Raw genomic sequence first — 24,085 nt, forward strand, 5'->3', positions numbered from 1 at the left:
TGGCAAATGCGTATTTTCGCATAATTTTTATTATATACAAGTAGCTATAAGGCCTCGCCTTATATAAAAAATATGAGTACAGGATTGTCAGAACTTGAGCTTCTACGCAGAAGTTCATTGAGCCAGCTCCGTGAGCTAGGCATTAACCCCTACCCCGCCGAAGCATTTGAGATAAATGCGAACGCCGCAGATATACTTGCCAATTACGAACGGGACAAAACGGCCTATAAGAACATTACACTTGCTGGCAGGATCATGTCGCGCCGGATCATGGGAAATGCATCGTTCGTAGAACTTCAGGACTCCACTGGCCGGGTGCAGCTTTATTTGCGACGCGACGACCTGTGCCCCCAAGAGGATAAGACTTTATACAATACCGTCTTTAAGAAACTCATGGATATCGGGGATTTTATCGGTATACAGGGCTTTGTGTTCACTACCCAAACTGGTGAGATATCGGTACATGTAACTTCTATGAAACTGTTGTCAAAGTCTCTGAAACCTTTGCCTGTCGTGAAAAGGGATGAGGAAGGACATGTTTACGACGGCTTTACAGATCCTGAGCTGCGGTACAGACAGCGGTATGTTGACCTTACTGTTAACCCCCATTTTAAACAAATCTTCATTAATCGCTCCAAGGTGATTAATACTATGCGTAATTTCTTCGACAGCCAGGGCTGGATGGAGGTTGAGACGCCGATTTTACAGCCCATACACGGGGGTGCAGCAGCCCGGCCTTTTGCTACACACCATAATACGCTGGACATGCCTCTATATCTGCGTATCGCTAATGAGCTGTATCTGAAACGCCTGATTGTGGCCGGATTTGACGGTGTATACGAATTCGGCAAAATGTTCCGTAACGAGGGCATGGACCGTACCCATAACCCGGAATTCACGGCTATGGAGATCTATGTGGCCTATAAGGACTATATATGGATGATGGATATGGTAGAGACCTGCCTTGAAAAGGTGGCACTTGCTATACATGGCACGTCGGTAGTAAAAGTTGGTCAACACGAGATCAACTTTGAAGGCCCCTACGAGAAGCTTACCATGTACGAATCCATCGAGAAATACGCTGGAATTGACGTCTCCGAGATGACGGAAGACGAACTGAAGGCTGTGTGCGGGAAACTTGGTGTTGAGATTGATGCAACGATGGGACGAGGCAAACTGATTGATGAGCTGTTTAGTGAAAAAGTGGAAGCAAACCTTATTCAGCCTACTTATATCACCGACTATCCGATTGAGATGACCCCATTGGCAAAGAAGCACAGAAGCAAGGAAGGCTTGGTAGAACGATTTGAACTTTTCGTAAACGGTAAGGAAATCGCTAATGCCTATTCGGAACTTAATGACGCCATTGATCAAAGGGAGCGCCTGGTGGAACAACTGAAACTCGCAGAACGGGGCGACGACGAGGCCATGGCCATGGACGAAGATTTTGTTCGTGCGCTTGAATATGGCATGCCACCAACATCAGGTCTTGGTATCGGTATAGACAGGTTAGTGATGTTAATGACCAATCAGTCGACCATTCAGGAAGTCTTGTTCTTCCCGCAGATGAGGCCGGAAAAGAAAGCCAAAGTAACTTCCGACCAGGATTTTGTTGAGGCCGGGATTCCGGCAGAATGGGTTGAGGCTATCCGCAAGATGGGTTTCAATACTATCGAAGACCTCAGGTCCGCAAACCCTAACAAAGTGTTTAATGATCTTGGAGGAATGCGAAAAAAACTAAAACTTGACCTCGTCATGCCAACTAAGGACGAAGTAACAGCCTGGTTCAGTTAACAAAAGTTTAACAATTACATAAAAGCCTGCTAGCAAAATTGTTAGCAGGCTTTTTTAGTTTTACTGCGAATAAAATATAACGATTATGTCCACACTTGAAATCAACGAAAGCGAATACTGCATAAAACTTAGCAAAGAAGAGTTTGATCTTACGCTAATACGCCAGCTGATCAAAAGAATTCAATCTGAAAGACTATTTTTCCAGAAGAAACAGGAACTTTACGATGAAGACATCGTAAGCCGGGTATCCGATTTTGACGGACCAGAAAATTACGACAGACTAAGCGAGAAATAATTCCATCAGCTTATCTGTACCTGATCTGCTGCTGTCTGTCCAACATACCCAGCTGATCTTTCATCTGCTTGATCTGATCTGCCAGGAGTTTATTTTTATCAGCTTTCTTGGCTTCACTCAGATACATCTGCGCCTCACGTTTATTGCGCTTTGCCATGGCAATCCCAGCCAGACTCAGCTTTGCCAATGCGACATTATGATCCATGTGCAGTCCGAGCGAGAGGGACTTCTTAAAATATTTTTCCGACTGCATAGGCGCCCTTCTGGATTCAATAAGCCCGATCAAAAGATTATAATAACCATGCTGTACTCGTATGAGCTCCCTCTCATAATTTTTAATACGGCGAAGAAAAACTTCAGCTTTATCCAGATTATCCTTTCTAAGGAACCATTGTGCCAAAAGCATTTTCTCATTGAAAAAATACGTCACAAAAATGAGAATACTCAATAATATACCTAATATACCCCAACCCCAGAAACTAAAAACCATTAACGTCACAGAAGCCCCTAAGGCCACAAACCCTAAAATCAGTCGAATTATGTTTGGCATATACCTTGTAATATTATTTTGCAAATATCGTGTTTATATTACTAAAAGCAGATTTAATTTGTAATTTAAACATGCCGGAAAAATGCCGTATCTGCAATGAAATATGTCTTTACTTTATGCCTATTATTTACCTTTATGAGCCTGGGAGCACAAACCATTAACAAAGCAGTCTACAATGAACCGCTCGGCAGACAGATCCTTATCGACTTATGCACCAGAGACAGCGTCGCCAATTTTCCGGACATGAGAGAGCGATATGACGCAGAATACTCCGCTTACCTACCAGACTCGCTAATTCTTTCGGGATTACGATCACGGTTAAATGACACACATATTACCCTTGTTATGGGTACGTGGTGTGGCGACAGCAAGTTGCAGGTTCCCCGTTTCTTTAAGATTTTGGATTTGCTGGGATTTGATGAAAAACGTCTCACGATTATATGTGTAGACGGGTCTAAAAAAGCCAGCTCAGGTCTGCTAAACAACCTCGATATCAAACGTGTCCCTACATTCATTGTCTACGACGATACAAAAAAGGAGCTCGGCAGAATTGTAGAAACACCACATGTCACCCTGGAAAAAGACTTGCTAAATTTGGTCTTAGAGAAATAACATGGCAGTAAACCTAGAAAGCAGCTGGCTGAATGTCCTCGAAGAGGAGTTCAGCAAGCCATATATGGCTGATCTTAAAACCTTCCTTGCGGAGGAAAAAGCGAGCGGAAAAACCATATATCCCAAAGGGAAAGATATTTTTAATGCGCTTAACCACACCCCCTTCCATGCGGTAAAGGTGGTTTTAATCGGACAGGACCCTTATCACGGACCGGGACAGGCTCATGGACTTTCATTCTCGGTTCAGAAAGGAGTAGCAACACCGCCGTCATTACGAAATATCTATAAAGAACTAAGCGAGGATATAGAGGGCTTCCAAATCCCCGCCCATGGAGAACTTACGAAATGGGCGGATGAAGGCGTTCTTCTGCTAAATGCTACGCTGACCGTTAGAGCCCATGAACCGGGATCGCATCAGGGTAAGGGCTGGGAAATATTTACAGACACCGTCATTTCAAAACTTTCTGCCGGGCGCGAAGGCATCGTGTTTATGCTATGGGGCCGCTTTGCACAAAACAAAGCCGCGCTCATAGACCCAAGCAGACACAGCATTCTTACCGCTGCGCATCCCTCACCATTCTCGGCCCACAGCGGCTTTCTAGGATGCAGGCACTTTTCAAAAGCAAACAGCATTTTATCCGACAGTGGAAAATCCCCTGTCGACTGGCAAATCACCTAAGCTTAATACGCCAAAGGAACAATAGGTTCCTTTTTCGTGGTAGACATGATCATCATGGTCTGGAAAGTCTTAACAACGGATATCTTACTGATCTTATCCATAATCAGTCGCTCATACGCTTTGATATCGTTTACGTAAACCTTTAGCAGGAAGTCAGCCTGTCCGGTGACATGATGGCATTCCGTAATTTCTTTGATCTGATTGACCTCATCAAGAAAAATCTGGATCGTGTTGTTCTTATGAAAATCCAGCTGAATCTGGATGAACGTTTTGATACCCAGACCCAGCTTTTCCTCGTCTACCAAAGCATGATAGCTTTTGATATAGCCGGACTGCTCTAGTTTACGGACACGTTCCAAAGTTGGTGCGGGAGATAAGCCAATTTCCTGGGACAACAGCAAATTCGTAATTCGCCCATTTTCCTGAAGTAACTTAAGAATCTTAAAATCAGTCTTATCAAGTTCCACTGCCATAATTTTATTGTGATAGCTCAAAGATAGAACAACGTGACATTGAGACCAAATTTAATTCTAAAATGATTATCATAATTTCCATGATATTTCATAGGATAATTTTTAGATTTGTCTAACAAAATAAGATAGCAACGCCTAATTACAATTTACTTGTGTCAGCACAAAACAACGAATCATTAAGTGAGGTGCACCAGAGTGTGGAGACGGGAAGACGCACCGGCTGGCGGCGGATTTTCTCCTTTCTTGGCCCCGCTTACCTCGTCAGCGTAGGGTATATGGATCCGGGCAACTGGGCTACCGACATCGCAGGCGGTAGCAAGTTCGGCTACAGCCTGATTTGGGTGCTTTTAATGTCGAACCTGATTGCGCTTCTATTACAGTCACTCAGCGCCCGCCTGGGTATTGTGCGTGGCCTGGACCTCGCACAGGCCTCGCGGAAAGGCTATCCCCGCTGGATCAATACACCTTTATTCATTTTAGCCCAAACAGCCATCATCGCCTGCGATCTCGCCGAAATTATTGGCATGGCCATCGGCTTGAACCTTTTGTTTGGCCTGCCGCTTATCTGGGGGATATCGATTACGATATTTGACACTGTCCTCCTCCTTTTCCTGATGAATAAAGGCATGAGAAAAATGGAAGCCTTTATCGTTTCCATGGTGTTCATTGTAGGCATCTCGTTCCTGGCTGAGATGTTCATTGTAAAACCCGCGCTGGGTGATATCGCTAGAGGCTTTGAGCCCTCTATGCTGTCGGGCGACGCGCTATATATCGCCATAGGTATTATCGGAGCCACCGTTATGCCCCATAATCTTTATCTCCACTCTTCGCTGGTGCAGACAAGGAAATTTGAACGGGATACGAACGGTATCAAAGAAGCACTCAAATTCAATTTCATTGATACTGCCGTAGCGCTCAACCTCGCCTTCTTTGTGAACGCAGCAATACTTATCCTTGCCGCCACCGCCTTTTTCAAAAATGGCATGCACGAAGTTGCCGAGATCCAGGATGCTCATAAACTACTGCAGAATATATTTGGAGACACTGCCCCGGCGTTGTTTGCAATTGCACTGATTGCCGCCGGGCAAAGTTCTACGGTAACCGGTACCCTTGCCGGACAAATTGTTATGGAGGGCCACCTGAAACTTCGCATTCAGCCTTGGATGCGCAGGCTCATCACCAGAATGCTGGCCATTGCACCTGCATTTTTTACGATCCTATATTTCGGGGAAGACGCACTTGGAGGCCTGCTTATCCTGAGCCAGGTAGTCCTCAGTTTACAGTTAGGCTTTGCCGTTATACCGCTCATTCACTTTACGTCTGATAAGACCGCGATGAAAGGTTTCGCCATTAAGCCATGGGTTAAGGCACTCGCATGGATCAGTTCGGCCGTCATCGTAGCGCTGAACGTTAAACTGGTTGCCGAAGAAATCATCTCCTGGGCGGGCGAAGGCGAATGGTATATTTATTGGATCGTCTTACCGGTTACTATAGCCATCGGTTTGCTCTTGCTATTTATTTTTATCTATCCGCTGATAAATAAACGCAGTGTACCGTCAGGAACTGCCCCACATGGCGACGCCATTGCTATAAAAGAAATTGAAAAAATCAACTATAAGCGCATTGGCGTAACTGTGGACTTTTCAAAATACGACAGGAACACGATAAGACATGCTTTAATGCAAGGCGGAAAAGATGCTCATTACCACTTCATCCACGTAGTGGAAACCGCAGCGGCGCGTTATCACGGCGACTCGGCGCTCGACAATGAGACACAAAGTGATGCAGAGAATCTTGAGAAATACAGGCTTGACGTGATGAAGCTCGGGTACCAGGCTAGCATTCACATCGGTTACGGGGCCGCAGTAAAGGAGATTGTTGACATCAGTAAGGCCAATAAACTGGAACTGCTCGTCATGGGGGCCCACGGTCACCGCGGAATAAAAGACATTATCCTTGGAACCACGCTTAACGCCGTACGTCATAAAGTCACCATTCCTGTACTCATTGTAAGATAAAATCAGGATATTTGATTGATCTTATGAAAACGAACGACATTCAGATAAAGAACAAGCGAGCATATTTTGATTACCACATTGTAGAGAATTACCAGGCTGGTATTGCCCTATTAGGGACAGAGATAAAGGCGATCAGACAAGGCAAAGCGAATATGTCTGACGCATTTTGTATGTTCATCGGCAACACCCTTTATGTCCGTAACCTGCACATCTCTGAATATAGCCACAGCTCCTTTCATCATCACGATATCAAGCGCGACCGCGTATTATTGCTACATAAAAAAGAACTCAAAAAGTTGAAGCAAAAAAGCGAGGAAAAAGGATATACCATTGTACCGCTGCGCATATACACTAACGACAGGGGTTTTGCGAAAATTGAAATAGCGCTGGCACAGGGTAAAAAAGAATATGACAAGCGCGACACCATTAAAGAACGTGAATCTAAACGCGAACTTGACCGTGCAATGAAGTTCTGATTACCAGGCCTGATCGCCAACGAGAGGCACAAACCGGAAGGTATCCAGTTCAATCCGGTCATATTCCGTCTCGCTCACCCGTATTACGGTCACCATCTTCTGCGCATGTTCATCGCCTACCGGTATCACCAGGATACCGCCCACCTTAAGTTGCTTCAGCATGATTTCCGGAACAAAGGGAGCGCCTGCAGTTACAATGATCTTATTATACGGAGCGTGTTCAGGAATACCCTTAGAACCATCGCCAAAGAAAAAATTCGCTTTATATCCCATACCAGGCAGCACGCGTATGGTATGCTTAAAAATGTTTTCCTGCCGCTCAATCGTATAAACCTCAGCACCAAGTTCCATCAATATACAGGTCTGATACCCTGAACCGGTTCCGATCTCAAGTACCTTATCGCCTTTTTTTATATGAAGAAGTTCGCTCTGATAAGCCACCGTATACGGCTGCGAAATGGTTTGCCCGTCACCTATCGGAAACGCAATATCCTTGTAAGCCTGGTTCCAGAAAGTCTCGTCAAAAAAGAAATGCCTGGGCACTTTTCCTATCGCTGCGAGTACTTTCTTATCGGTAATTCCTCTTGCCTCAAGGTGCGACACCAACTTTTTCCGGGCACCTCTTTCTCTGTAATTATCGACAAATTTATAAGCCATTGCACTCCAAAAATACCGATTTTTATCGACACCCTGAGGCCAATCTACCCCATACCTTAATACGGATCTACATCTGTCTGGAAGAGAATACCTTTAAATTTGCCGTCGACCTGAAATTCTGTTAAAACCTCTGTAAGCAGTGTCTTGGTTCTCGAGATAGAGGTTTGCTTATCGATCTTGATGATGACCTGTTTGATATAATAGTTCCTGACACGAGCCACAAGTGGCTGTTCCGGACCAAGCACCATATTGCCCAGGCGCGCCCGTAGCATCACGGCAAAATGCTGCGAGGCGGCATTGAGCACATCCGCGTCTTTATGTCTTATGGTCACGAAAATCAACCTGCAAAATGGCGGGTAGTTAAACTGAAACCGCTCAGCCATCTCATCCTCGTACATCTCCTCGTAGCGGTTTTCTCTCACCTGGTTCAGCACGCGGTGCTTATCGTTATACGCCTGAATGATCACCTTACCCTGCTTATCCCTGCGGCCCGCTCGTCCGGCAACCTGGGCAAGCAACTGGTAACTTCGCTCAAAAGCCCTGAAATCAGGATAGTTCAGCAAGGTGTCGGCGTTGATTACGCCAATCAGCGTTACGCCGTCAAAGTCGAGTCCCTTTGCCACCATTTGTGTCCCGATCAGGATATCCGTTTTCTTTTCCTGAAAAGAAGAGATGATCTTTTGTAAACCATTCTTGGTACGCGCGGCGTCCACATCAAGCCTTGCAATGCGAGCCTCAGGAAAGATCAGACTCAGCTCCTCCTCAATACGCTCCGTCCCAAAACCTTTTTGCTCAATATGCACAGAGCCGCAGGCGGGACAAATATTTACGCTGCTCTGGTAATAGCCGCAATAGTGACAGTGCAGTTTACCACTCGTTTTATGAAAGGTGAGGGAGACATCACAGTTTACACACTTAGGCGCATATCCGCAGGTCGCACAAATCAGGATGGTGGCATAACCACGCCTGTTTTGAAACAGGATCACCTGCTCCTTACGTTCCAGTGCTTCGGCCATCTCGTCTACCAGTTTACTGGTAAAATAGGACACCATCTTTTTGCGCTTGGTTTCTTCAGAGATGCTGATCACCTCCTGCAACGGTAGCTGTACCCCGCCAAAACGGCTCTTCAGTTTTACCAGCCCATACTTGCCCTCCAAAGCGTTGTAATAGCTTTCGATGGATGGCGTAGCCGAACCCAAAAGCACTTTAGCCTGGTGCAGGTGACCGAGGTAAATGGCTACATCCCTGGCCTGGTACCGAGGCGAAGGATCATGTTGCTTATAAGACGACTCATGTTCCTCGTCCACAATAATCAACTTCAGCTCCGTAAATGGAAGAAATACCGCAGAGCGCGCTCCGAGCACCACACGATACTGGCCGTTCAGCACCTTATTCCATATCTCTACACGCTCGTTATTATTAAATTTAGAGTGGTAAACCCCTATCGCGTCGCCAAAGTAACGCTGGATTCGCTCTACAATCTGTGTTGTCAGCGCTATCTCGGGCAACAGGATCAAGGCCTGACCACCGCGTTCGATAGCATTTTCGATCAGCTTGATGTACACCTGAGTTTTTCCCGACGAAGTGATCCCGTGAAGCAACACCACTTCCTTCGTCAACATGGAGACCTCGACCGCCTCCAGGGCCTGCTTTTGCGCTTCGCTCAGCTCGAAATTCAACACAAAGTCGTCGCCCCCCTCCCTTAGCCTGCTTACAGCCCGCTTTTCAACAACGAAAATCTCCTTTTGCACCATAGTTTTCAGTGCAGCCTCCCCGCAGCCACTCTCCTCCAGCAACTGGTGCTTAGGTATCCCATCCTGGCTTCTGCTAAGTTTGATATAGGCCAGCAATGCATTTAATTGTTTAGGTGCCCGCTCCAGAATGGTAAAGAGTTCTTTCAGATGCGCCTCGTCTTTATAAAAAGAATTCAAAGTAACGAACGATCTGTAAAGTGGCTTATATTTTTCTAAAACCTCCTCAGCAATGTAAATGAGGTCTTTAGACAGCAGCGAATTGATGATGGGATAAACTTTTCTCTGACCAAGCAAAGCAGAGATATCGTCGACCGTAAGCCGCGCCCGCCCCCGCAGGGCCTGCAAAAGTACCTGCTCCTTCTCGTTAAGCAGTTCATTCCCCCATTCAGCATCCTCTTTCAGTACGATAACGGTCTCGCTGGCAAGCTTCAGGCCTGTCGGCAAAGCGGCCGCCATCACGTCTCCCTCATTGCAGAGGTAATAGCCGGCTATCCAGTCCCACAGACGTAATTGTTCGGGAGTAATGATTGGATGCTGATCTACCACATCAATAATATACTTCGCTTCGTATACATCCGGCGCCCTATGCCCTATGCGCTTAACCAATGCAGTATATATCCGGTTTTTGCCAAACTGCACCACCACCCGCTTACCCACCGCCACTTGATCATTCAGATCAAAGGGCACACGGTAGGTATAATTAATAGACAGTGAAAGCGGCAGTATAACCTCTATGAAAAGTGTTTCTTGCTCTTCAAAATCACTGTTAATGAGATCAAGCATCGGCCGACGTTTTCAACGCAGATAGAAAAAGCATCAACCAGCCGACAATCAGCAGTACACCCCCGATCGGTGTAACCGGACCCAAATATGATGCGAACGCGAACCCGGTAGCACTGCGTGTGGCAAGCAGGTACAGCGATCCTGAAAAAAGTACGATACCAGATACAAAGCAACGGTAACACCACCTGACAAGGGTACTCCGGTTGCCAGATTTCGAAAGAAACAATAATACCAGTGTGTGATAAAACTGATACTCAACAGCCTTTGCCCAGGTAGCTAATTCCGCTTCGCTGATCAAGCTTCTGAGTCCGTGAGCCCCAAAAGCACCAAGAACTACGCTCAATGCGCCTAATAAGGATGCGGCAACCAGGATTTGCTTATTCATTATAAAAGCTTTTGTCGAACAAAATTACTCAGTTTTAGCTAAGTTTGCGTATACAGCAAATGAAAAAGATTCTAATCCTGATATTACTGTTACTAACGGCCATTGTCGCAATGGCTTACTTCTATTTTTCCGCGTTAAATGCCGACAAGAAGAATAGTGACGGCAGCCTTTACGCCATATCGCAGCATGCCGCCTTGGTGTTATGTTTCCAGAACGATAAAAGCAGTACCGACATCCTGGGCGACCAGCCCATCCTGCAGCAAGTGCTGGGGTCAGACAAATACAACGAGCTCAAGTCGGTCGGAAACATGCTCATACAGTCGCAGGCAGCAGTTCAGGCTGTCGACAAACAGAATATCTATATCGGTCTGATTCCTGAGAAAAAAAACCTGACCTTCCTATATGTTACGCAGATAAACAGCGAAAGCAACCTGACTCAGGTAATAAGCGAACTAGGTGGCAAAATCAACCTTACCCTGGAAAAAGACCGGTACAAACTAAATCTGTCGGACACACTCACCTGTTACCTAACCCTGCGCGAAAACCTTCTGTTCCTTTCTCCCTCTTCCGCAGTACTGAACCAGGCGCTGAGCAGAACTCTGGAAAAAGACAACCCATTTGGGGCTTATATCAGGTCGACAAGCCGGATCTCAAAAAACAGCCTGGCCGAAGTGCATATCAATTTTAACCAGTTACCCGCTGTGCTTAAGTCGACCATGCCTGGAAACCTAAGCGGAGAACTTGCCGTACTCAACCATATGGACGCCTACACCTCGCTTATTTATAACTATAGCGCAGAGAAATTGTTGTTGAATGGCAGTACTCAGGTTAACGGACGCGATAGCTACTATGCCTTATACCGGCATGAACCACAAAAGGTGACGATCACAAACATACTACCGGAAAATACGGCCAATTACATCGTGTACACCATACTGCAATATGGCAGGTGGCGAGAGGAGCTAAACAAGTGGCTAACTGGCACGAGCAAAGGAAAAACTGCGCTCGACCTCACTGCGCAAATCAGCGAGAAATACCATCTCGACCTGGAACAGACCTTTCCGAGATATTTCACCAACCAACTGATCACCTTCCAGCTAAGTACTTCAGAGAAACTTGGCGCCATAGCATTGAGCAATGGGGAAAAACTGGGCCAGCTTTTACTCGATCTGAGTGCAGAACACAGCGACGACATCCGCATCTTCAAAGAGTCTGATCTGCTTTTTTCTTTTTTTGGCGAGCCCTTCAAAAATTTCAGGCGACCATACTATACAATAGTTGACAATTACCTGATTTTCGCGAACTACGCCAGTACGGTCCAGGTTTTCCTGAACAACTACAGGAACAACCGTTTGCTCATCAACCGCCCCAACTACCTGGCCGCGATAAATCAGTTGCCCAACAGCTCGTCTATCATGTTCTATTCCGATCTTGATAACTCTTCAAGGATTATGCTGAGAAATATCTATCTTCCTTATTATAAGCACTTGCGTCAGGAAAGCATGAAAGATTTCAACGCCTTTATATGGCAGATGAGCGGCGAAAACGGGAAATACCAAACGAACGTACTGATGACAAAAAAAGCTCCGGCAGACAGTCTTAGTCAAAATTCCTTAGCTTTAACACCATAGTATGTTTCGTATGACCAAGGTGTTCGTCCAAACCTCGCTTCTTCTTCTTTTATCCTGCTCTTTGCGCGCGCAGCAATATGGTCTGTTTGGCACCGGAACATTATTCGACGGCTTCGAGAACCCTGCACAAAAGACCTTTAAGCTTGATTCTTCCCGCAAGTTTGCATCCAATTTTTTCCTGCCTTATTTCGGTTTAAAGTTTCAGAACCGTGGTAACGAAACCTTCTTCAGGGAGCTGATCAACACCGGTCTGTATGACACCTCTAATATACCTCTTGGTACCGGAGAGATGAACACCGGCGTCCAGAGCAGCAATATCTATCTGGCCACCCTAAAAATATTTCATTCCTATAAATACCACAAAGAAATCGGCTTGTCCTGGCAAGTAAAAACCGACGGGCAACTAGACTACACAAACGAAACACTTGCTGTTCTTGAAAATTACAGGCGACTAAAAAACAGCGGAATTAAAAATTTCGATGATGCCTTTAACAACAAAGGCTGGTTGCAGTCTTACCACCAGTTTAGTCTCAGCTACCGCGAAAACTACACCAAACGATTGGCCTTTGGCATTAAACTAAGTCTTTTAAGCGGCATCTCGCATAATAAGCTGAACATTCAGGAATCGGGCTTTGCAACTTTAGGCGACAGCGATACCATTGTGGTCAGACTGCGGGGAATCTATCAGGGAAGTTTCCTGTACTGGGACGAAGTAAGCAAAAAAACACTTGTACCGACGTTTAAGAGCCCTGGCGCGTCGATTAGTCTGGGAACAACCTATACCGCCAAAAACGGCGTTTTCATCATGGGCAACATCAAAGATCTCGGCCTGATCCGATGGTCGCGAAGCTCGGTTACCGCCAACTTCGATAAACTGCTGCTCATAGACACCGCAACGAACACTGCACGCGATATTGAAAACAAGATCACTGATGTTGTCATTGATGTGCACAAACGAAAACGACATTACACCCCTACCAACGCCCGGGCCGATTTTATGATTTCGAAGCCATTCTGGCTTGGCTATGGGCGATTTAGCTATACGCCCGGAATCATTGCATCTAAGAACCTTTTCCATAAAGGTGGTGATGCTGCCTGGGTCAACAAGTTCCAATACAACGACTTTGCCCTTTCACTGATACCGGCATACAACTTTAATAATTTTACGTCGCTTGGTATTCAAGGCCTCTATAAAACGGCAAACTTTGAAGCCTTTGTGGGATCCGATAACCTGTTTAAAACAAGTTCTGATATCCCGGGCGCCATCAAGGCCACGCTCAACGAAAACAGGGGTCCGTTAAACGCCTCAATCTATATGGGATTGAGCATCAAGTTCGGTCGCACGGTAGAACACCCGCAAAACAGCAGCACCATGCCCGGTATAGAAAACATCAGAAGACGTTAGTCTATCTCTTTTTCGGCGCGGTTACCACGAAGTCTTTCAGATAGAAGGGTTCAAAATAAGCTACATCTTCAAATGCTCCAGCTAAAAAAGCCTCATTAGCTAATCCGCTCATTCCAGCGGCCGAATTATAGTTACGCAAATGAAAGTCAGCGTTCTGATGCTGGATGACGTCTGCACACTTGGCGGCACCATCGCCTATAAAAGCAATGTTTTGTGTCTCCAACAGCACCCGGTAACTCTCCTCATCTATAATCCGCGCAAGTACCGGCTCTGCCTCCTGCAGGGAAGAATCAAACAAGGCCGTAAAAACCTCCATCCTGCGTGCGTCGATCATCGGGCAGATCAGTCCCTGGTAGTCTGGTTGTTCTGCCAAAAAACCAGCCGCCATCATTTTTAGGGTATCTATGCCAATAAGCGGCTTATCCAGCGCAAAGCACAGACCTTTGGCGGTAGACACGCCAATGCGTAAACCAGTGTAAGAACCTGGGCCCTTGCTCACTGCCACTGCATCAAGATCGGCGAATGCCAGGCCTGCTGCGTCCATCGCTTCCTGTATGAATATTGTTAGACTGGAGGCGTGGATGTTATTTGCGGCCAGTTCCTTCAAAGCAACTGCTTGTCCGTTTACGGATACCGCCGCCGAGCAAACCTGAGTAGCTGTTTCAATTTGTAGTATAGTAGGCATCAGATCGAAATTATAGTATAAAGTTTACCACTCATGGAACGGGATCGTGCCCGTGCTTTCCCCAGGGGTGACATCTGCCAATGCGTTTCAAAGTTAACCATCCGCCCTTAAAAGGCCCGTATTTTTTAATTGCCTCTATGCCATATTGTGAGCAGGTAGGTGTGAAGCGGCAGCTTGCACCTAAAAGTGGCGATAACAGCCATTGATAAAGCTTTATCAGCATCAGAAACAGCCAGCCTACAACGCTATTGATCAACTTTATCATGTAAACGTTTAAAAACCCCGATCATCTTTTTCTCGAATACTTCAAAGTCGTATATGGTTTTTCCGATGTATTGAACCGATATTAATAATAATTTAGGCTGATCCTGAAGCTGCGGATAGAGCAGTTCAGCTTTATTGAGGCGATAGGCCTCGCGGCTTCGCCTTTTGATCAGGTTGCGGTCGACAGCCCGCTTATATCTTTTCTTGGAGACATTAATTAGAACCTGGCAGGGATATTTGCTTTCCTGATCTGCCAGCAGGTAAGAAACCCGAAAGGGATATAACAAAAAAGAAGAACCGTTTTTAAACAGTAAGTCAATTAACTTCTTACTGCACAACCGTTCTTCTTTTCTAAATGTGTTCATTTTGATCGCTTATTTGCAGACTATCCTGATCTGCTTACATCCTTTAAAGGATTGCCGCAATCAAAAATTATGCTTTGTGACGACGCTCGTCGGAAACTGTCAATCTTTTTCTTCCTTTTGCACGACGAGAAGCCAATACCCTTCTGCCGTTTGCAGTAGCCATTCTTTCGCGGAAGCCATGTTTGTTTCTTCTCTTTCTTTGCGAAGGTTGGAATGTTCTTTTCATAACTGTATTATATGTTAGACTATTTTTTAAATAAGAGGTGCAAATATAGTTTGATTATTTTCCAATTGCAAATGGAATTGGATTTTTCTACATACCCAATGCAGCCTTAAGCTTCACATAGCCCGTTTTACTCACAGGCAGCCAAATATCCGACTTTAACAGGACAATATAGCTATCTTTTTCCTTGAGCTCAATGCGGGTTACCTGACTCAGATTGATTATATACGAACGGTGGATCCGGATAAACTGGCATGGATCTAATGTGCGCTCAAAAAAACTCATGGTTTTATTCTTGTGAAACACGCCCTCCACTGTGCTTAACTTCACGTAATCATCGTCGGCCTCCAGATAATGTATATCCGACACCGCAATGATCTTGATAACGCCATTATTCTTCACCACCACCCGGTTTTGCTGGGCGGGACTAAGCGCCGCAGCGTCCAGAAGCTGTTGAGCGGAGAGCGGATCCATACCTCCTAGTCGGCCCGGTATTTTCTGCATGGCCTGATCAAACCGCGCCTTCTCGATGGGCTTCAGCAAATAATCTACGGCATTCACCTCAAACGCTTTGATGGCATACTCATCAAAAGCCGTCGTAAAGATCACCGCCGGCGGCTGCTCTACCAGTTCCAGCATTTCAAAACCATTTATTTTAGGCATCTGGATGTCCAGAAAGATAAAATCAGGTTTGTGTTGCGCAATCGCCTTGATCCCTTCAAAGCCGTCCTTGCATTCGGCCACTACCTCTATATCCGGGAAATCATTAAGATAATGTTTAACAATATCCCTGGCCAGCGACTCGTCGTCAATTAATAATGTCCTGAACATGTCTTTGAGGTATTTTAAGCGTTGTAATAAAAAGGTTGTCGGCCGTAGCCCGTGTACCAAGCAGATTCTCGTCGGCAAACAGCAAGTATAGCCTCCTCTTGATAGCTGAGAGGCCAAAGCCGGTTCCACCGGTGGCTTTCATTTCCGGGTCGAACGGATTACTGGTCTCAATAACAAGCACATCATTTTCCATGTACACCCGCATGGTTATGGTAATGGCCGCTGAGGTATTATATAGTCCGAACTTGATCGCATTCTCTACAATGGGCTGCAACAAGGTGCCGGGCAACTTAAAGTCAAGCGTCTCTTCCGCCACAGAAATATCGAGGTTGAGACGGTGACTGAACCTGACCTTCTCAATATCCAGATACAACTGTATATATTCCATCTCCTCCCGCACGGCGACCCAGACCTCGTCGTCGCGTTTCAGCGTGCCGCGCAAAAACGCTGCCAGCCGCGTAATCATCGAACCCGCCTCGACAGGGTTAACGATTGTAAGCGCATAAACCGAATTTAGACTATTGAACAGGAAATGCGGCTGCAACTGGTGACGCAGTTTGTTTAGTTCCGCCTCGCGATACAGGTTTTGCGCAGCAAGCAGGCGCTCCTGGGTGGCCGACTGATCCTCGAGCCTGTACCACAATATGCTGGCCAGCGAACACCAGGCCAAAAACACAAATATGACGATAAACCTGGCGGTAAGCGATAAGTTCAGAAAGTTAGCATAGGTTAAATTGGTCCCGAATAAGGCATGCAGTGCAACTTTACTGATCACAGTGATAATCAGTGCCAGCACAACGGTAAGCCCCAGCACAAAAAGAATGGTCTCATCTTTAGGCTGATAGTAACCGAGCAGATTACTTAAACAAATACATGCGGCAGCAAGCAAACCGCTGGTAATCATACTGTCGCACGCCGATATAGCGATACTGAAATTCAGGGAATAGTAAAAGAGCAGCGTAAACACGGCCACCCATGCCAGCAATATGGTTGTGGCCACCTTCTGTATTCCCCTGACCGATAGCGGACGCCTCGTCATTGTAAAAGAAAAGCCTTCCGCTGATCCATTTCGTTCAGAAATAACTCCACATCAGCGGGTTCATGTACTACGGAAGCGACCTCAGCCCCATCAGCCGGCTCGTCTATTTCATGTATACCGGCTACGCCGATAAATTTCCATTCCATCAACTGGCCCTGACAGTTCAGAAATGGCTTATGAAAACTGTTGCCCTGTACAGAAGCCTTATTGAATGCCTCTGCCACACTTTCCGCAACCATCAGCCTCAGCTGTTCGTCAAACTGCGTTTTATACTTGCCCTCCGAGCAGACAATTTCGTAGACGTACTTAACTAAAAACCATTTCATCGATTCCAAATTAAAAGTTTCTGATATCAATCCCGCCAAATAGCGCCACACCTTTCAGCACCAGTGTTTTACGAGGTTCGGTGACAATCACGCTCGCGCCCCGCTTGTCATCTATTCCCCCGAAAATGGTGGTCACCTCCGACTTGATCTCCCATCCCGCCGGTACAATAAGCTTCATGCCACCAAAAATAGCAACCACGTCGAGCTCAACAGTGCCCATAAAATCTGCCTGTGTCAGGTTTACATCTGCTCCGCCGAAAACTGCCGTAACATCTCCGCCTTTGAAGTTCTTGGAGTACACATTCTGGTGACTGCTTCCAAACACGCTGACTGAATCGAGCACGTCCGGGTCGCCTTTATCGGTCTGCACCACCGGCTCCCCTACAGTACTCGGGCGACCCCACTTTCTTCCCCATCTGGGGTGATGCTGGCCTCTGGGCTTAACGATCAAAAACACACCCAGACTGATAAAAATAGCAGGTATATAATATTTAGACAAGTCGTATTCCGTAACCTCTTTTATGGTAAAAGCAGCGCCTATGAGCACCAGTATAAACCAGGCAAAACCGTGGAATCTGCGCTTATAGCCCACAAGCAACCCAATAAGTATAAGCAGGGTATGCCAGCTCACTACCCAGTCGGGAATATCGAGGCCCAGGTTCCTCAGCAGGAACACCAGTCCGATTCCCAGTATAATCAAGCCCGTCCATATGCGGCTGGTGCTGCTGTTTAAACTTTTATGACATCTTTCCATTTCTTCGTATTTAATGCCTCAAAAGTAGGCAAGCGCCCCGCAACTGGAAACAACATGTCACCGCAGCACATATAAACATCGGTAAACAGTCGCATATGTCCGGTAAAACATTCCGGCACGACTGGAACAATTTATTGTCTTGCTTTGAGCAGATCGCGGATCTCTGCCAGAAGTACTTCTTCTTTAGAAGGCGCAGGAGGAGCTACCGTTGGAGCTACCTGTTCCTTGCGTTTCAGAGCGTTGATGCCTTTGATCATTAAAAATACCGCCAGGGCAAGTAACAGGAAGTTGATACCCACCGTAATAAAATTACCATAAGCGAAGACCACCACGTCCTGAACATTCCGAGCATCGGCCAGCGGCATTCCATCAACCACATCGCCCTTCAGGACTACATACATATTACTAAAGTCAACCGAGCCGATCAACAGCGAAATAACCGGCATAATGACATCCTTAACCAAACTGTCGATGATCTTACCAAAAGCACCACCGATAATAACCCCGACAGCCAGGTCCATGACGTTCCCTTTTATCGCAAATTCTTTAAATTCCTTAACAAAGCCCATAATGATATAAATTGTTATCTTCGAAATTAAGAATTCCCGTGAACTAATAATAATCATTAATCAATATTTGCGTCGCGATAAGACCCCGGTAACAGACACAAAAAATACCCCATACCGTCGTAATAAAGTTATCGTTAGGCAATCGCTCCAAAAGATATTCCAATATCTTTAGCATTACGCCTTCTTCCCGTAGTTATCCCAACCTTATGCCGAACCGTACGGAAGCCATTCTGTATTATTATTAAAATGGTGTTTGTACTGATAAAATATGTATTTTTGAGCGGGTATACAAGACCGTTTATTCGATTCTATGTTAAAACAACACTTACAACAAAAGTTACTTCAGAAGCTGTCTCCACAGCAGATACAGTTTATTAAACTGCTTCAGGTACCTACCGTTGCATTAGATACACGTATAAAAGAGGAACTTGAAGAGAATCCGGCCCTTGAAGACCCAAGCCTGATGATCGCTGAAGAGCCGAAAGGTGAGTATGACGATCTGAACGACAGTCCTGAAGAATATGAGGGCAGTGACGACTCAGCCGATGAGTTTAACGTAGACGACTATCTGCAGGACGATGACGTAAACGACTATAGTACTTCTTATAATAATAGTGATGATGACGAAGAGAAGAAGGAAACGCCTATCGCTATTGAAAGTACTTTTTTCGAAAGCCTGCAGGAGCAGTTGGACCTTGTGCCTCTGTCCGATCAGGACTTTATCATAGGCAAGCAGATCATCGGCAGTCTGGATGATGACGGCTACCTGCGTCGACCGGTCACTTCGATGATCGACGATCTTGCCTTTTCCCAGAATGTAATGGTGGAAGAGGAAGATGTGCTGGAAATGCTGAAAGTGATTCAAAGTTTCGATCCCCCGGGCATAGCGGCAAGGGATTTACAGGAGTGCCTCACATTGCAGCTCAAGCGTAAGGATATCAATAACCCGATCATCCAGAAAGCCATCGTGATCGTTGAAAACTATCTGGACGAATTTACCCGCAAGCACTACGATAAACTGGAGAAAGCCCTGGGCTTAAACAGTGAGGACCTGAAAGAAATTATTGCAGAGATACTGAGATTAAACCCAAAACCCGGAGATTCTAACCAGGTTACGACCAAGCAATTGCAGATCATACCTGATTTTCATATCACCAACAACGACGGTTCGCTGATCCTGACCCTTAACTCTAAGAACGCACCCGAACTGCGTGTAAGCCGTTCATATATTGACATGTTCGACCATTACGATAAGGCTGCCCAAAAGGATAAGAAGATGAAGGAGGCCGTACAGTTTGTAAAGCAAAAACTCGACTCGGCGAAGTGGTTTATCGACGCAATTAAACAAAGGCAGCAAACCTTGCTCAAAACGATGAATGCCATTATGCAATACCAGTATGAGTATTTGCTGACGGGAGATGAACGCAAGATGCGGCCAATGATCCTTAAGGATATCGCAGACAAGATCGACATGGATATTTCTACGGTGTCGCGCGTGGCCAACTCTAAGTATGTGCAGACCGAGTTCGGTACTTTCTTATTGAAATCGTTCTTCTCGGAAGCTATTCAGACCGAGAGTGGCGAGGAGGTTTCAAACAAGGAGGTAAAGAAGATCCTGGAAGATTGTATCAGCAATGAGGATAAACGTAAGCCTTTGGCCGACGAAAAACTGACGGAAATTCTCAAAGAACGCGGTTATAATATTGCGCGTAGGACCGTAGCCAAGTACCGCGAACAAATGAACATACCGGTGGCACGCCTGCGTAAGGAACTGTAGATTATCCAACCTAGCACAAAGAATTACCACATTCTGGTCGTACTCAATACCTCATATACATTGTTGAGTTGTAAGCCCAAGACAATTTCGTGGCTCCCGTTGCTCACCGAATTCAGGGCTGACGTTGTAAAATCGTACGAGTAAGTGAGATTGATCAGTTTATTGAAGTTGACACCCAACAGGGCGGCAAAGGCGTCGTCTTTGCGATAACTCCCTCCCAGCCAGAAACGATCCTTAAATGCCAGCTTCAGGTTCAGATCGTACGACGCTGGCGCCGGCTTTACCTTTTTTAGCATCATGGAAGGTGTAGCGGCTACATCCTCTAGTAAAAAGAACCTGTACCCTGCGGTGAAAAAATAATGGGCTACTTCTTTGCCGGACACATAACCCGGGGCGTTCTGAAGATTGGGATTGTTGGTAAAGGTCATCTCCTGAGAGAGCAGTTGCTGGACTGACGCGCCGGCGAAGAACCGGGCGCCGTAGAGCCATACGCCCAAACCGAGATCTGGTTTAATCTGGCTGATGATGGCATTACGCACGGCCGGGTCCTGTGGATTGTCTTCACCAAAGTTGAGCGCAGCAACGTCTAGTCCGATGCGGGATATGCCCGCGGAGACGCCGACCGACAGGTTCAGCTGGCCTGCCATCTGCATATGATAAGCGTAGGTAAGCGCTGCATCTAAGCGCGACAAAGGTCCGATATCGTCGAGCACAGCCATAACACCCATGCCATGGTGACTCGGCGAGGCGGTATAGTTCTGCATGTAGTTCCGGCTCATCGGATCGTCGCCATGATCGGGCAGCGAGAGCGGATTACGCCAAAGATAGTCATCACCAAACTTCCAGTGGGCCGACAAGAACGAAGTCTGAGGTGCATCGTTTATACCTGTCCATTGCTTGCGATGACCGACCTTCACGTCGGTATAATTTTCTATGCCACTGAGTGCAGGGTTAAGTAAAAAATTATTGAAAATGTACTGGGTATATTGAGGTCGTTGCTGAGCTATACCGTTATAGCAAAACAAGATGACAACGAGTGACGGAAGTATGAATCGTTTCACTATCGTATAATGGTTAGAGGGCCAGTTACCGGTCTGCGCCCGTTGTTAGGATTGATAATATAGTAGTAAGTCCCCGCAGGCAAGGCCTGTTTATTGGAATTCCCGTCGAAAGGGGCCTTGTAACCAGCGCTGTAGAATATACGTGTACCGTAACGGTTAAATACTTCAACAGTGACCCGTGGGTAAGTTTCAATATACTTAAGTATCCAGGTATCGTTTACTCCATCGCCATTCGGACTAAAGCTGTTTGCCGGTTCTATGCGTGCCAGGACGTTGACCGTAACAGTTTCGGTGATAACACAGCCCCTGGCAGAAGTGATGGTTAAGGTGTATGTGCGATCGTCTGTACCGGTGACAACCGGGTTAAGTATGTCGTCACGACTAAGGCCCTGAGCGGGCAACCACTTGTAGGTCAGATCAGTACCGCTTGCGGTTGCCTCTATCTGCTTTTCGCCTCCTTCATAAACATTTATCGTTTTAGTAATGGTCAGTGAAGGAGTTGGGCTGACCAGGATTGTCTGCTGCTTTGTTTCGGTACAGCCATTGCTGGTGTAGGTATACCGGATGGTATGCGCACCCGGACCAGCCAATCGAGGATCAAACCTGCCATCGGCCGTTACACCAGTGCCGGAATAACGGCCGCTACCGGGCAACCCGCGTGTTTCCCGGGCCTGTGTCAGCACTACAATACCCGCTTCCTGGCAAACGCCCGGTATGGGATCAAATACGATCATCGGAGACGGGTTTATGGTCACCGTGATGGTCTTTTCAAAAACATCGGAAAGACAGCCATCCTGTAAGCCTGCCGACAGCTTTACGGTATAGTTATACGTACCGATCTGCGTATATCTGTGTACGGGGTTTTGCTCGGTGGATACGCCGCCGTCGCCAAAATCCCATATCCACTTGTTTACCGGCTGATCGGGCAGCAGCGAGTTGCTGAGGTCGGTAAAAGCGATGCCCTGATTTTCGCAAGCTATCTCGGATGCAATGAAATCGGCCAGGGGGATCGGGTTTACGCCAAAGGAATAGTTATAGATTTGCTGTGTAGCCAGGCAATTGCCTTGATTGGGCCGTTCGGCCTTTACGACCACCTGATGCACTATGCCTGTGTCTGCAAAGGCGCTATCGATAGCATAGATATATTCATAGAGAATGATTCCGCTACCGCTGTTGACCACTGCATTAGGCGTGGCTTGTCCCTGCACCTCTGGTTCTGCATCGAGCTGCCAGCTGATCTCACTTACCAGATAAGGTAAAACGATCTTGAGGTTAGACTTCTGCCCTACGCAGGCGTCCTTGGCATCGAGTCCGGTAATGGTATTATTTACCAACAGGTAATTATTCGCCGCCAGGTTGGTACCCGCCGAGTAAGCGTATGACTCGAACCGGCCGAATCCATAAGCTATCGCATTAAACCCATCGGAGGCCGATAGAGTTGAGCTCATCTCGGTAATATTGAGCTGGATGTATGAGTACTCCGGATTGCTGGATATAACCGTCCAAGTCGCGGCGGGCTGGTTCCCGTTGATGCGAAAACTGGCCGTAGCGCTTGTCTTCATGCAAACGTTAATGTACTTCTCCAGAATACTCTGATCGTTTGAGGAGAACAAGGTGATCTCGCGTATATTAAACTCAATGGGATTGAGCAGTACCATTTCAGGATCGCCGGTTGCTTCGCCAAAAAGACCTGAACATTCCTGGGTAAGTGAATACTGCGCTACGCTGATATTTTTGTCGGCCGATACAAGCATAGCTTCGGTGTGTTCGGTGCTGGCATCATAAAACTGGCCGCTGTTGAGTGTAAATGACGTATTGTTGATCGTTACGGTGGTGTTGTCTTCGCCTGCCAGGATCCTGAAATAATATTTTCGGTCTTTGAAAGGAATAATGCTATAGTTCTTTCCCCAACTGATGGTAGGATACAATTGCTGATAAAGTGGATCGAGCGAAGAAAAGCATCCTATATACAAGGCTGTGCTCCCTGAAAAAGCGGCAAAGCGTTTACTGCAGGAATTGGTCGACCCCGGGTCTATATCAACTTTAACCCCGGTAAGGTCTTCCTGCCCTGGCGGAAGGTACTCATAGACATCGCCAGCCGTTGGCAGGGTTACCGACTGCACCGAGCCATCTTTTAAATGTATGCGCAGGTGCGTATCGTCTTCGGTCGCGATAAGCGTGAGAAAATTTTTGTTGGTGAGCCCGTCTCCATTAGCCTGCGCATAGTTCATGGAATAATAGGTTTGCCCGAGTGCTTCCACCGGAAGGATCAACGAAGCGGCCGACCGTGCCCCCGCATAAATATGTGCATAGGCGGCAACTTTGGGCTGACCGGGGGTTACGGAGATGCGTATAGCTCTGTTGTTCAATACCTGGTTGCTCTCGGCGGAGTCGATATAAGCCTCATTTCTTGGAACGTGAAATGGAACAGCTGTGTTGGCCGGAATATTCTGAGTAAGAGAAAAGCTTCCACAGGTAACGGTGGCTTCTGAATCAGACTTTGAAGTAAGGTATACAGTAATATTTGCCAGGCTGAAGCTTCCGCCAAGCCGCGAGGGATCATGCGTAGGGAACACGGCCCAGAATTCTGTGCCTTCGTTGGAGATATTCTGAGCCCGTACCGCCTGTATGAACAAGGAATTAATCAATATTAAAAAGACTATATTCCATTGTTTCATA

General features: G+C 46.5%; 25 protein-coding genes. 9 read left to right on the plus strand and 16 right to left on the minus strand.

The window, feature by feature from the left end; genetic code table 11:
* Positions 1-72 precede the first annotated feature (72 nt).
* Together lysS and QEP07_RS05905 are read left to right on the plus strand one after the other, a co-directional pair.
* Positions 73-1,794 carry a lysine--tRNA ligase gene (lysS, locus tag QEP07_RS05900; protein WP_285009053.1) on the plus strand — a complete coding sequence of 574 codons (1,722 nt, stop codon included), beginning with the start codon at positions 73-75 and terminating at the stop codon, positions 1,792-1,794.
* Positions 1,795-1,879: 85 nt separating this feature from the next.
* Positions 1,880-2,089, plus strand: a complete 210-nt coding sequence (locus QEP07_RS05905) for a hypothetical protein (protein WP_256004512.1) — start codon at positions 1,880-1,882, stop codon at positions 2,087-2,089.
* Between the two features lie 10 nt (positions 2,090-2,099).
* Here QEP07_RS05905 and QEP07_RS05910 read toward each other — a convergent pair whose 3' ends face one another.
* The gene (locus QEP07_RS05910; RefSeq protein ID WP_285009054.1) at positions 2,100-2,639 is read right to left on the minus strand and encodes a DUF2892 domain-containing protein; all 540 of its coding nucleotides are present in this window, start codon (positions 2,637-2,639) and stop codon (positions 2,100-2,102) included.
* Between the two features lie 135 nt (positions 2,640-2,774).
* Between QEP07_RS05910 and QEP07_RS05915 the strand changes: the two genes are divergently transcribed.
* The gene (locus QEP07_RS05915) at positions 2,775-3,251 is read left to right on the plus strand and encodes a thioredoxin family protein (RefSeq protein ID WP_285009055.1); all 477 of its coding nucleotides are present in this window, start codon (positions 2,775-2,777) and stop codon (positions 3,249-3,251) included.
* A 1-nt stretch (position 3,252) separates the two neighbouring features.
* Positions 3,253-3,930, plus strand: a complete 678-nt coding sequence (gene ung, locus QEP07_RS05920) for a uracil-DNA glycosylase (protein WP_285009056.1) — start codon at positions 3,253-3,255, stop codon at positions 3,928-3,930.
* Between the two features lie 2 nt (positions 3,931-3,932).
* On the opposite strand, the gene QEP07_RS05925 is transcribed toward ung, so the two are convergent.
* Positions 3,933-4,403, minus strand: a complete 471-nt coding sequence (locus QEP07_RS05925) for an Lrp/AsnC family transcriptional regulator (RefSeq protein WP_256004501.1) — start codon at positions 4,401-4,403, stop codon at positions 3,933-3,935.
* 152 nt (positions 4,404-4,555) lie between these two features.
* On the opposite strand from QEP07_RS05925, the gene QEP07_RS05930 reads away from it, so the two are divergent.
* Together QEP07_RS05930 and smpB are read left to right on the plus strand one after the other, a co-directional pair.
* On the plus strand, positions 4,556-6,421 hold the full coding sequence (locus QEP07_RS05930) for an Nramp family divalent metal transporter (protein ID WP_285009057.1): 1,866 nt from the start codon (positions 4,556-4,558) through the stop codon (positions 6,419-6,421).
* 23 nt (positions 6,422-6,444) lie between these two features.
* Positions 6,445-6,897, plus strand: coding sequence for an SsrA-binding protein SmpB (gene smpB / locus QEP07_RS05935; RefSeq protein ID WP_256004495.1), 453 nt, complete (start codon positions 6,445-6,447; stop codon positions 6,895-6,897).
* Here the strand turns inward: smpB and QEP07_RS05940 are convergent, their stop codons facing one another.
* From QEP07_RS05940 to QEP07_RS05950, 3 genes are read right to left on the minus strand one after another with little or no spacing between them, the layout of a single operon-like run.
* Complete coding sequence (locus QEP07_RS05940) at positions 6,898-7,554, minus strand: protein-L-isoaspartate(D-aspartate) O-methyltransferase (RefSeq protein WP_256004492.1); 657 nt, start codon at positions 7,552-7,554, stop codon at positions 6,898-6,900.
* A 56-nt stretch (positions 7,555-7,610) separates the two neighbouring features.
* Positions 7,611-10,091, minus strand: a complete 2,481-nt coding sequence (priA, locus tag QEP07_RS05945) for a replication restart helicase PriA (RefSeq protein ID WP_285009058.1) — start codon at positions 10,089-10,091, stop codon at positions 7,611-7,613.
* Positions 10,084-10,476: a DUF423 domain-containing protein gene (locus QEP07_RS05950; RefSeq protein ID WP_285009059.1), complete on the minus strand. Its 393-nt coding sequence runs from the start codon at positions 10,474-10,476 to the stop codon at positions 10,084-10,086. Before QEP07_RS05950 ends, priA begins: the two co-directional genes overlap by 8 nt.
* Before the next feature lie 59 nt (positions 10,477-10,535).
* On the opposite strand from QEP07_RS05950, the gene QEP07_RS05955 reads away from it, so the two are divergent.
* The gene (locus tag QEP07_RS05955; protein WP_285009060.1) at positions 10,536-12,107 is read left to right on the plus strand and encodes a hypothetical protein; all 1,572 of its coding nucleotides are present in this window, start codon (positions 10,536-10,538) and stop codon (positions 12,105-12,107) included.
* A 1-nt stretch (position 12,108) separates the two neighbouring features.
* Positions 12,109-13,512, plus strand: coding sequence for a DUF5723 family protein (locus QEP07_RS05960; protein WP_285009061.1), 1,404 nt, complete (start codon positions 12,109-12,111; stop codon positions 13,510-13,512).
* A 1-nt stretch (position 13,513) separates the two neighbouring features.
* Here the strand turns inward: QEP07_RS05960 and tsaB are convergent, their stop codons facing one another.
* From tsaB to mscL, 9 genes are all read right to left on the minus strand, one after another.
* The gene (tsaB, locus tag QEP07_RS05965) at positions 13,514-14,197 is read right to left on the minus strand and encodes a tRNA (adenosine(37)-N6)-threonylcarbamoyltransferase complex dimerization subunit type 1 TsaB (protein ID WP_285009062.1); all 684 of its coding nucleotides are present in this window, start codon (positions 14,195-14,197) and stop codon (positions 13,514-13,516) included.
* 31 nt (positions 14,198-14,228) lie between these two features.
* Positions 14,229-14,462, minus strand: a complete 234-nt coding sequence (gene yidD, locus QEP07_RS05970) for a membrane protein insertion efficiency factor YidD (RefSeq protein ID WP_285009063.1) — start codon at positions 14,460-14,462, stop codon at positions 14,229-14,231.
* Entirely contained in the window at positions 14,443-14,826 is a 384-nt protein-coding gene (gene rnpA / locus QEP07_RS05975) for a ribonuclease P protein component (protein ID WP_285009064.1), read from the minus strand. The genes yidD and rnpA overlap by 20 nt, the downstream gene beginning before the upstream one ends.
* 67 nt (positions 14,827-14,893) lie before the next feature.
* Positions 14,894-15,052 (minus strand): 50S ribosomal protein L34, encoded by a 159-nt coding sequence (gene rpmH, locus QEP07_RS05980; RefSeq protein WP_013632808.1) that lies wholly within the window; start codon positions 15,050-15,052, stop codon positions 14,894-14,896.
* Between the two features lie 87 nt (positions 15,053-15,139).
* Positions 15,140-15,880 (minus strand): LytR/AlgR family response regulator transcription factor, encoded by a 741-nt coding sequence (locus tag QEP07_RS05985; RefSeq protein WP_285009065.1) that lies wholly within the window; start codon positions 15,878-15,880, stop codon positions 15,140-15,142.
* Positions 15,858-16,919 (minus strand): sensor histidine kinase, encoded by a 1,062-nt coding sequence (locus QEP07_RS05990; RefSeq protein WP_285009066.1) that lies wholly within the window; start codon positions 16,917-16,919, stop codon positions 15,858-15,860. The genes QEP07_RS05985 and QEP07_RS05990 overlap by 23 nt, the downstream gene beginning before the upstream one ends.
* Positions 16,916-17,245 carry a DUF4288 domain-containing protein gene (locus QEP07_RS05995; protein ID WP_285009067.1) on the minus strand — a complete coding sequence of 110 codons (330 nt, stop codon included), beginning with the start codon at positions 17,243-17,245 and terminating at the stop codon, positions 16,916-16,918. The genes QEP07_RS05990 and QEP07_RS05995 overlap by 4 nt, the downstream gene beginning before the upstream one ends.
* A gap of 10 nt (positions 17,246-17,255) precedes the next feature.
* Entirely contained in the window at positions 17,256-17,999 is a 744-nt protein-coding gene (locus QEP07_RS06000) for a LiaF transmembrane domain-containing protein (protein ID WP_285009068.1), read from the minus strand.
* Between the two features lie 131 nt (positions 18,000-18,130).
* Positions 18,131-18,568, minus strand: coding sequence for a large conductance mechanosensitive channel protein MscL (gene mscL, locus QEP07_RS06005; RefSeq protein ID WP_285010730.1), 438 nt, complete (start codon positions 18,566-18,568; stop codon positions 18,131-18,133).
* 310 nt (positions 18,569-18,878) lie between these two features.
* On the opposite strand from mscL, the gene rpoN reads away from it, so the two are divergent.
* Positions 18,879-20,345: an RNA polymerase factor sigma-54 gene (gene rpoN / locus QEP07_RS06010; RefSeq protein WP_256004461.1), complete on the plus strand. Its 1,467-nt coding sequence runs from the start codon at positions 18,879-18,881 to the stop codon at positions 20,343-20,345.
* A gap of 23 nt (positions 20,346-20,368) precedes the next feature.
* Here the strand turns inward: rpoN and QEP07_RS06015 are convergent, their stop codons facing one another.
* A complete protein-coding gene (locus tag QEP07_RS06015) occupies positions 20,369-21,406 on the minus strand; it encodes a PorP/SprF family type IX secretion system membrane protein (RefSeq protein ID WP_285009069.1) in 1,038 nt (345 codons plus the stop codon).
* Positions 21,406-24,084, minus strand: a complete 2,679-nt coding sequence (locus QEP07_RS06020; RefSeq protein ID WP_285009070.1) for a T9SS type B sorting domain-containing protein — start codon at positions 24,082-24,084, stop codon at positions 21,406-21,408. Before QEP07_RS06020 ends, QEP07_RS06015 begins: the two co-directional genes overlap by 1 nt.
* Position 24,085 lies beyond the last annotated feature (1 nt).

The organism is Pedobacter faecalis (assembly GCF_030182585.1).
Lineage (GTDB): Bacteria > Bacteroidota > Bacteroidia > Sphingobacteriales > Sphingobacteriaceae > Pedobacter > Pedobacter faecalis.

Bases quoted from the DNA above. Each gene is read 5' to 3' on its own strand.
- lysS (WP_285009053.1), top strand. From the start codon at position 73: ATGAGTACAGGATTGTCAGAACTTGAGCTTCTACGCAGAAGTTCATTG.
- QEP07_RS05905 (WP_256004512.1), top strand. From the start codon at position 1,880: ATGTCCACACTTGAAATCAACGAAAGCGAATACTGCATAAAACTTAGC.
- QEP07_RS05910 (WP_285009054.1), bottom strand. From the start codon at position 2,639: ATGCCAAACATAATTCGACTGATTTTAGGGTTTGTGGCCTTAGGGGCT.
- QEP07_RS05915 (WP_285009055.1), top strand. From the start codon at position 2,775: ATGAGCCTGGGAGCACAAACCATTAACAAAGCAGTCTACAATGAACCG.
- ung (WP_285009056.1), top strand. From the start codon at position 3,253: ATGGCAGTAAACCTAGAAAGCAGCTGGCTGAATGTCCTCGAAGAGGAG.
- QEP07_RS05925 (WP_256004501.1), bottom strand. From the start codon at position 4,403: ATGGCAGTGGAACTTGATAAGACTGATTTTAAGATTCTTAAGTTACTT.
- smpB (WP_256004495.1), top strand. From the start codon at position 6,445: ATGAAAACGAACGACATTCAGATAAAGAACAAGCGAGCATATTTTGAT.
- QEP07_RS05940 (WP_256004492.1), bottom strand. From the start codon at position 7,554: ATGGCTTATAAATTTGTCGATAATTACAGAGAAAGAGGTGCCCGGAAA.
- priA (WP_285009058.1), bottom strand. From the start codon at position 10,091: ATGCTTGATCTCATTAACAGTGATTTTGAAGAGCAAGAAACACTTTTC.
- QEP07_RS05950 (WP_285009059.1), bottom strand. From the start codon at position 10,476: ATGAATAAGCAAATCCTGGTTGCCGCATCCTTATTAGGCGCATTGAGC.
- QEP07_RS05955 (WP_285009060.1), top strand. From the start codon at position 10,536: ATGAAAAAGATTCTAATCCTGATATTACTGTTACTAACGGCCATTGTC.
- QEP07_RS05960 (WP_285009061.1), top strand. From the start codon at position 12,109: ATGTTTCGTATGACCAAGGTGTTCGTCCAAACCTCGCTTCTTCTTCTT.
- tsaB (WP_285009062.1), bottom strand. From the start codon at position 14,197: ATGCCTACTATACTACAAATTGAAACAGCTACTCAGGTTTGCTCGGCG.
- yidD (WP_285009063.1), bottom strand. From the start codon at position 14,462: ATGATAAAGTTGATCAATAGCGTTGTAGGCTGGCTGTTTCTGATGCTG.
- rnpA (WP_285009064.1), bottom strand. From the start codon at position 14,826: ATGAACACATTTAGAAAAGAAGAACGGTTGTGCAGTAAGAAGTTAATT.
- rpmH (WP_013632808.1), bottom strand. From the start codon at position 15,052: ATGAAAAGAACATTCCAACCTTCGCAAAGAAAGAGAAGAAACAAACAT.
- QEP07_RS05985 (WP_285009065.1), bottom strand. From the start codon at position 15,880: ATGTTCAGGACATTATTAATTGACGACGAGTCGCTGGCCAGGGATATT.
- QEP07_RS05990 (WP_285009066.1), bottom strand. From the start codon at position 16,919: ATGACGAGGCGTCCGCTATCGGTCAGGGGAATACAGAAGGTGGCCACA.
- QEP07_RS05995 (WP_285009067.1), bottom strand. From the start codon at position 17,245: ATGAAATGGTTTTTAGTTAAGTACGTCTACGAAATTGTCTGCTCGGAG.
- QEP07_RS06000 (WP_285009068.1), bottom strand. From the start codon at position 17,999: ATGGAAAGATGTCATAAAAGTTTAAACAGCAGCACCAGCCGCATATGG.
- mscL (WP_285010730.1), bottom strand. From the start codon at position 18,568: ATGGGCTTTGTTAAGGAATTTAAAGAATTTGCGATAAAAGGGAACGTC.
- rpoN (WP_256004461.1), top strand. From the start codon at position 18,879: ATGTTAAAACAACACTTACAACAAAAGTTACTTCAGAAGCTGTCTCCA.
- QEP07_RS06020 (WP_285009070.1), bottom strand. From the start codon at position 24,084: ATGAAACAATGGAATATAGTCTTTTTAATATTGATTAATTCCTTGTTC.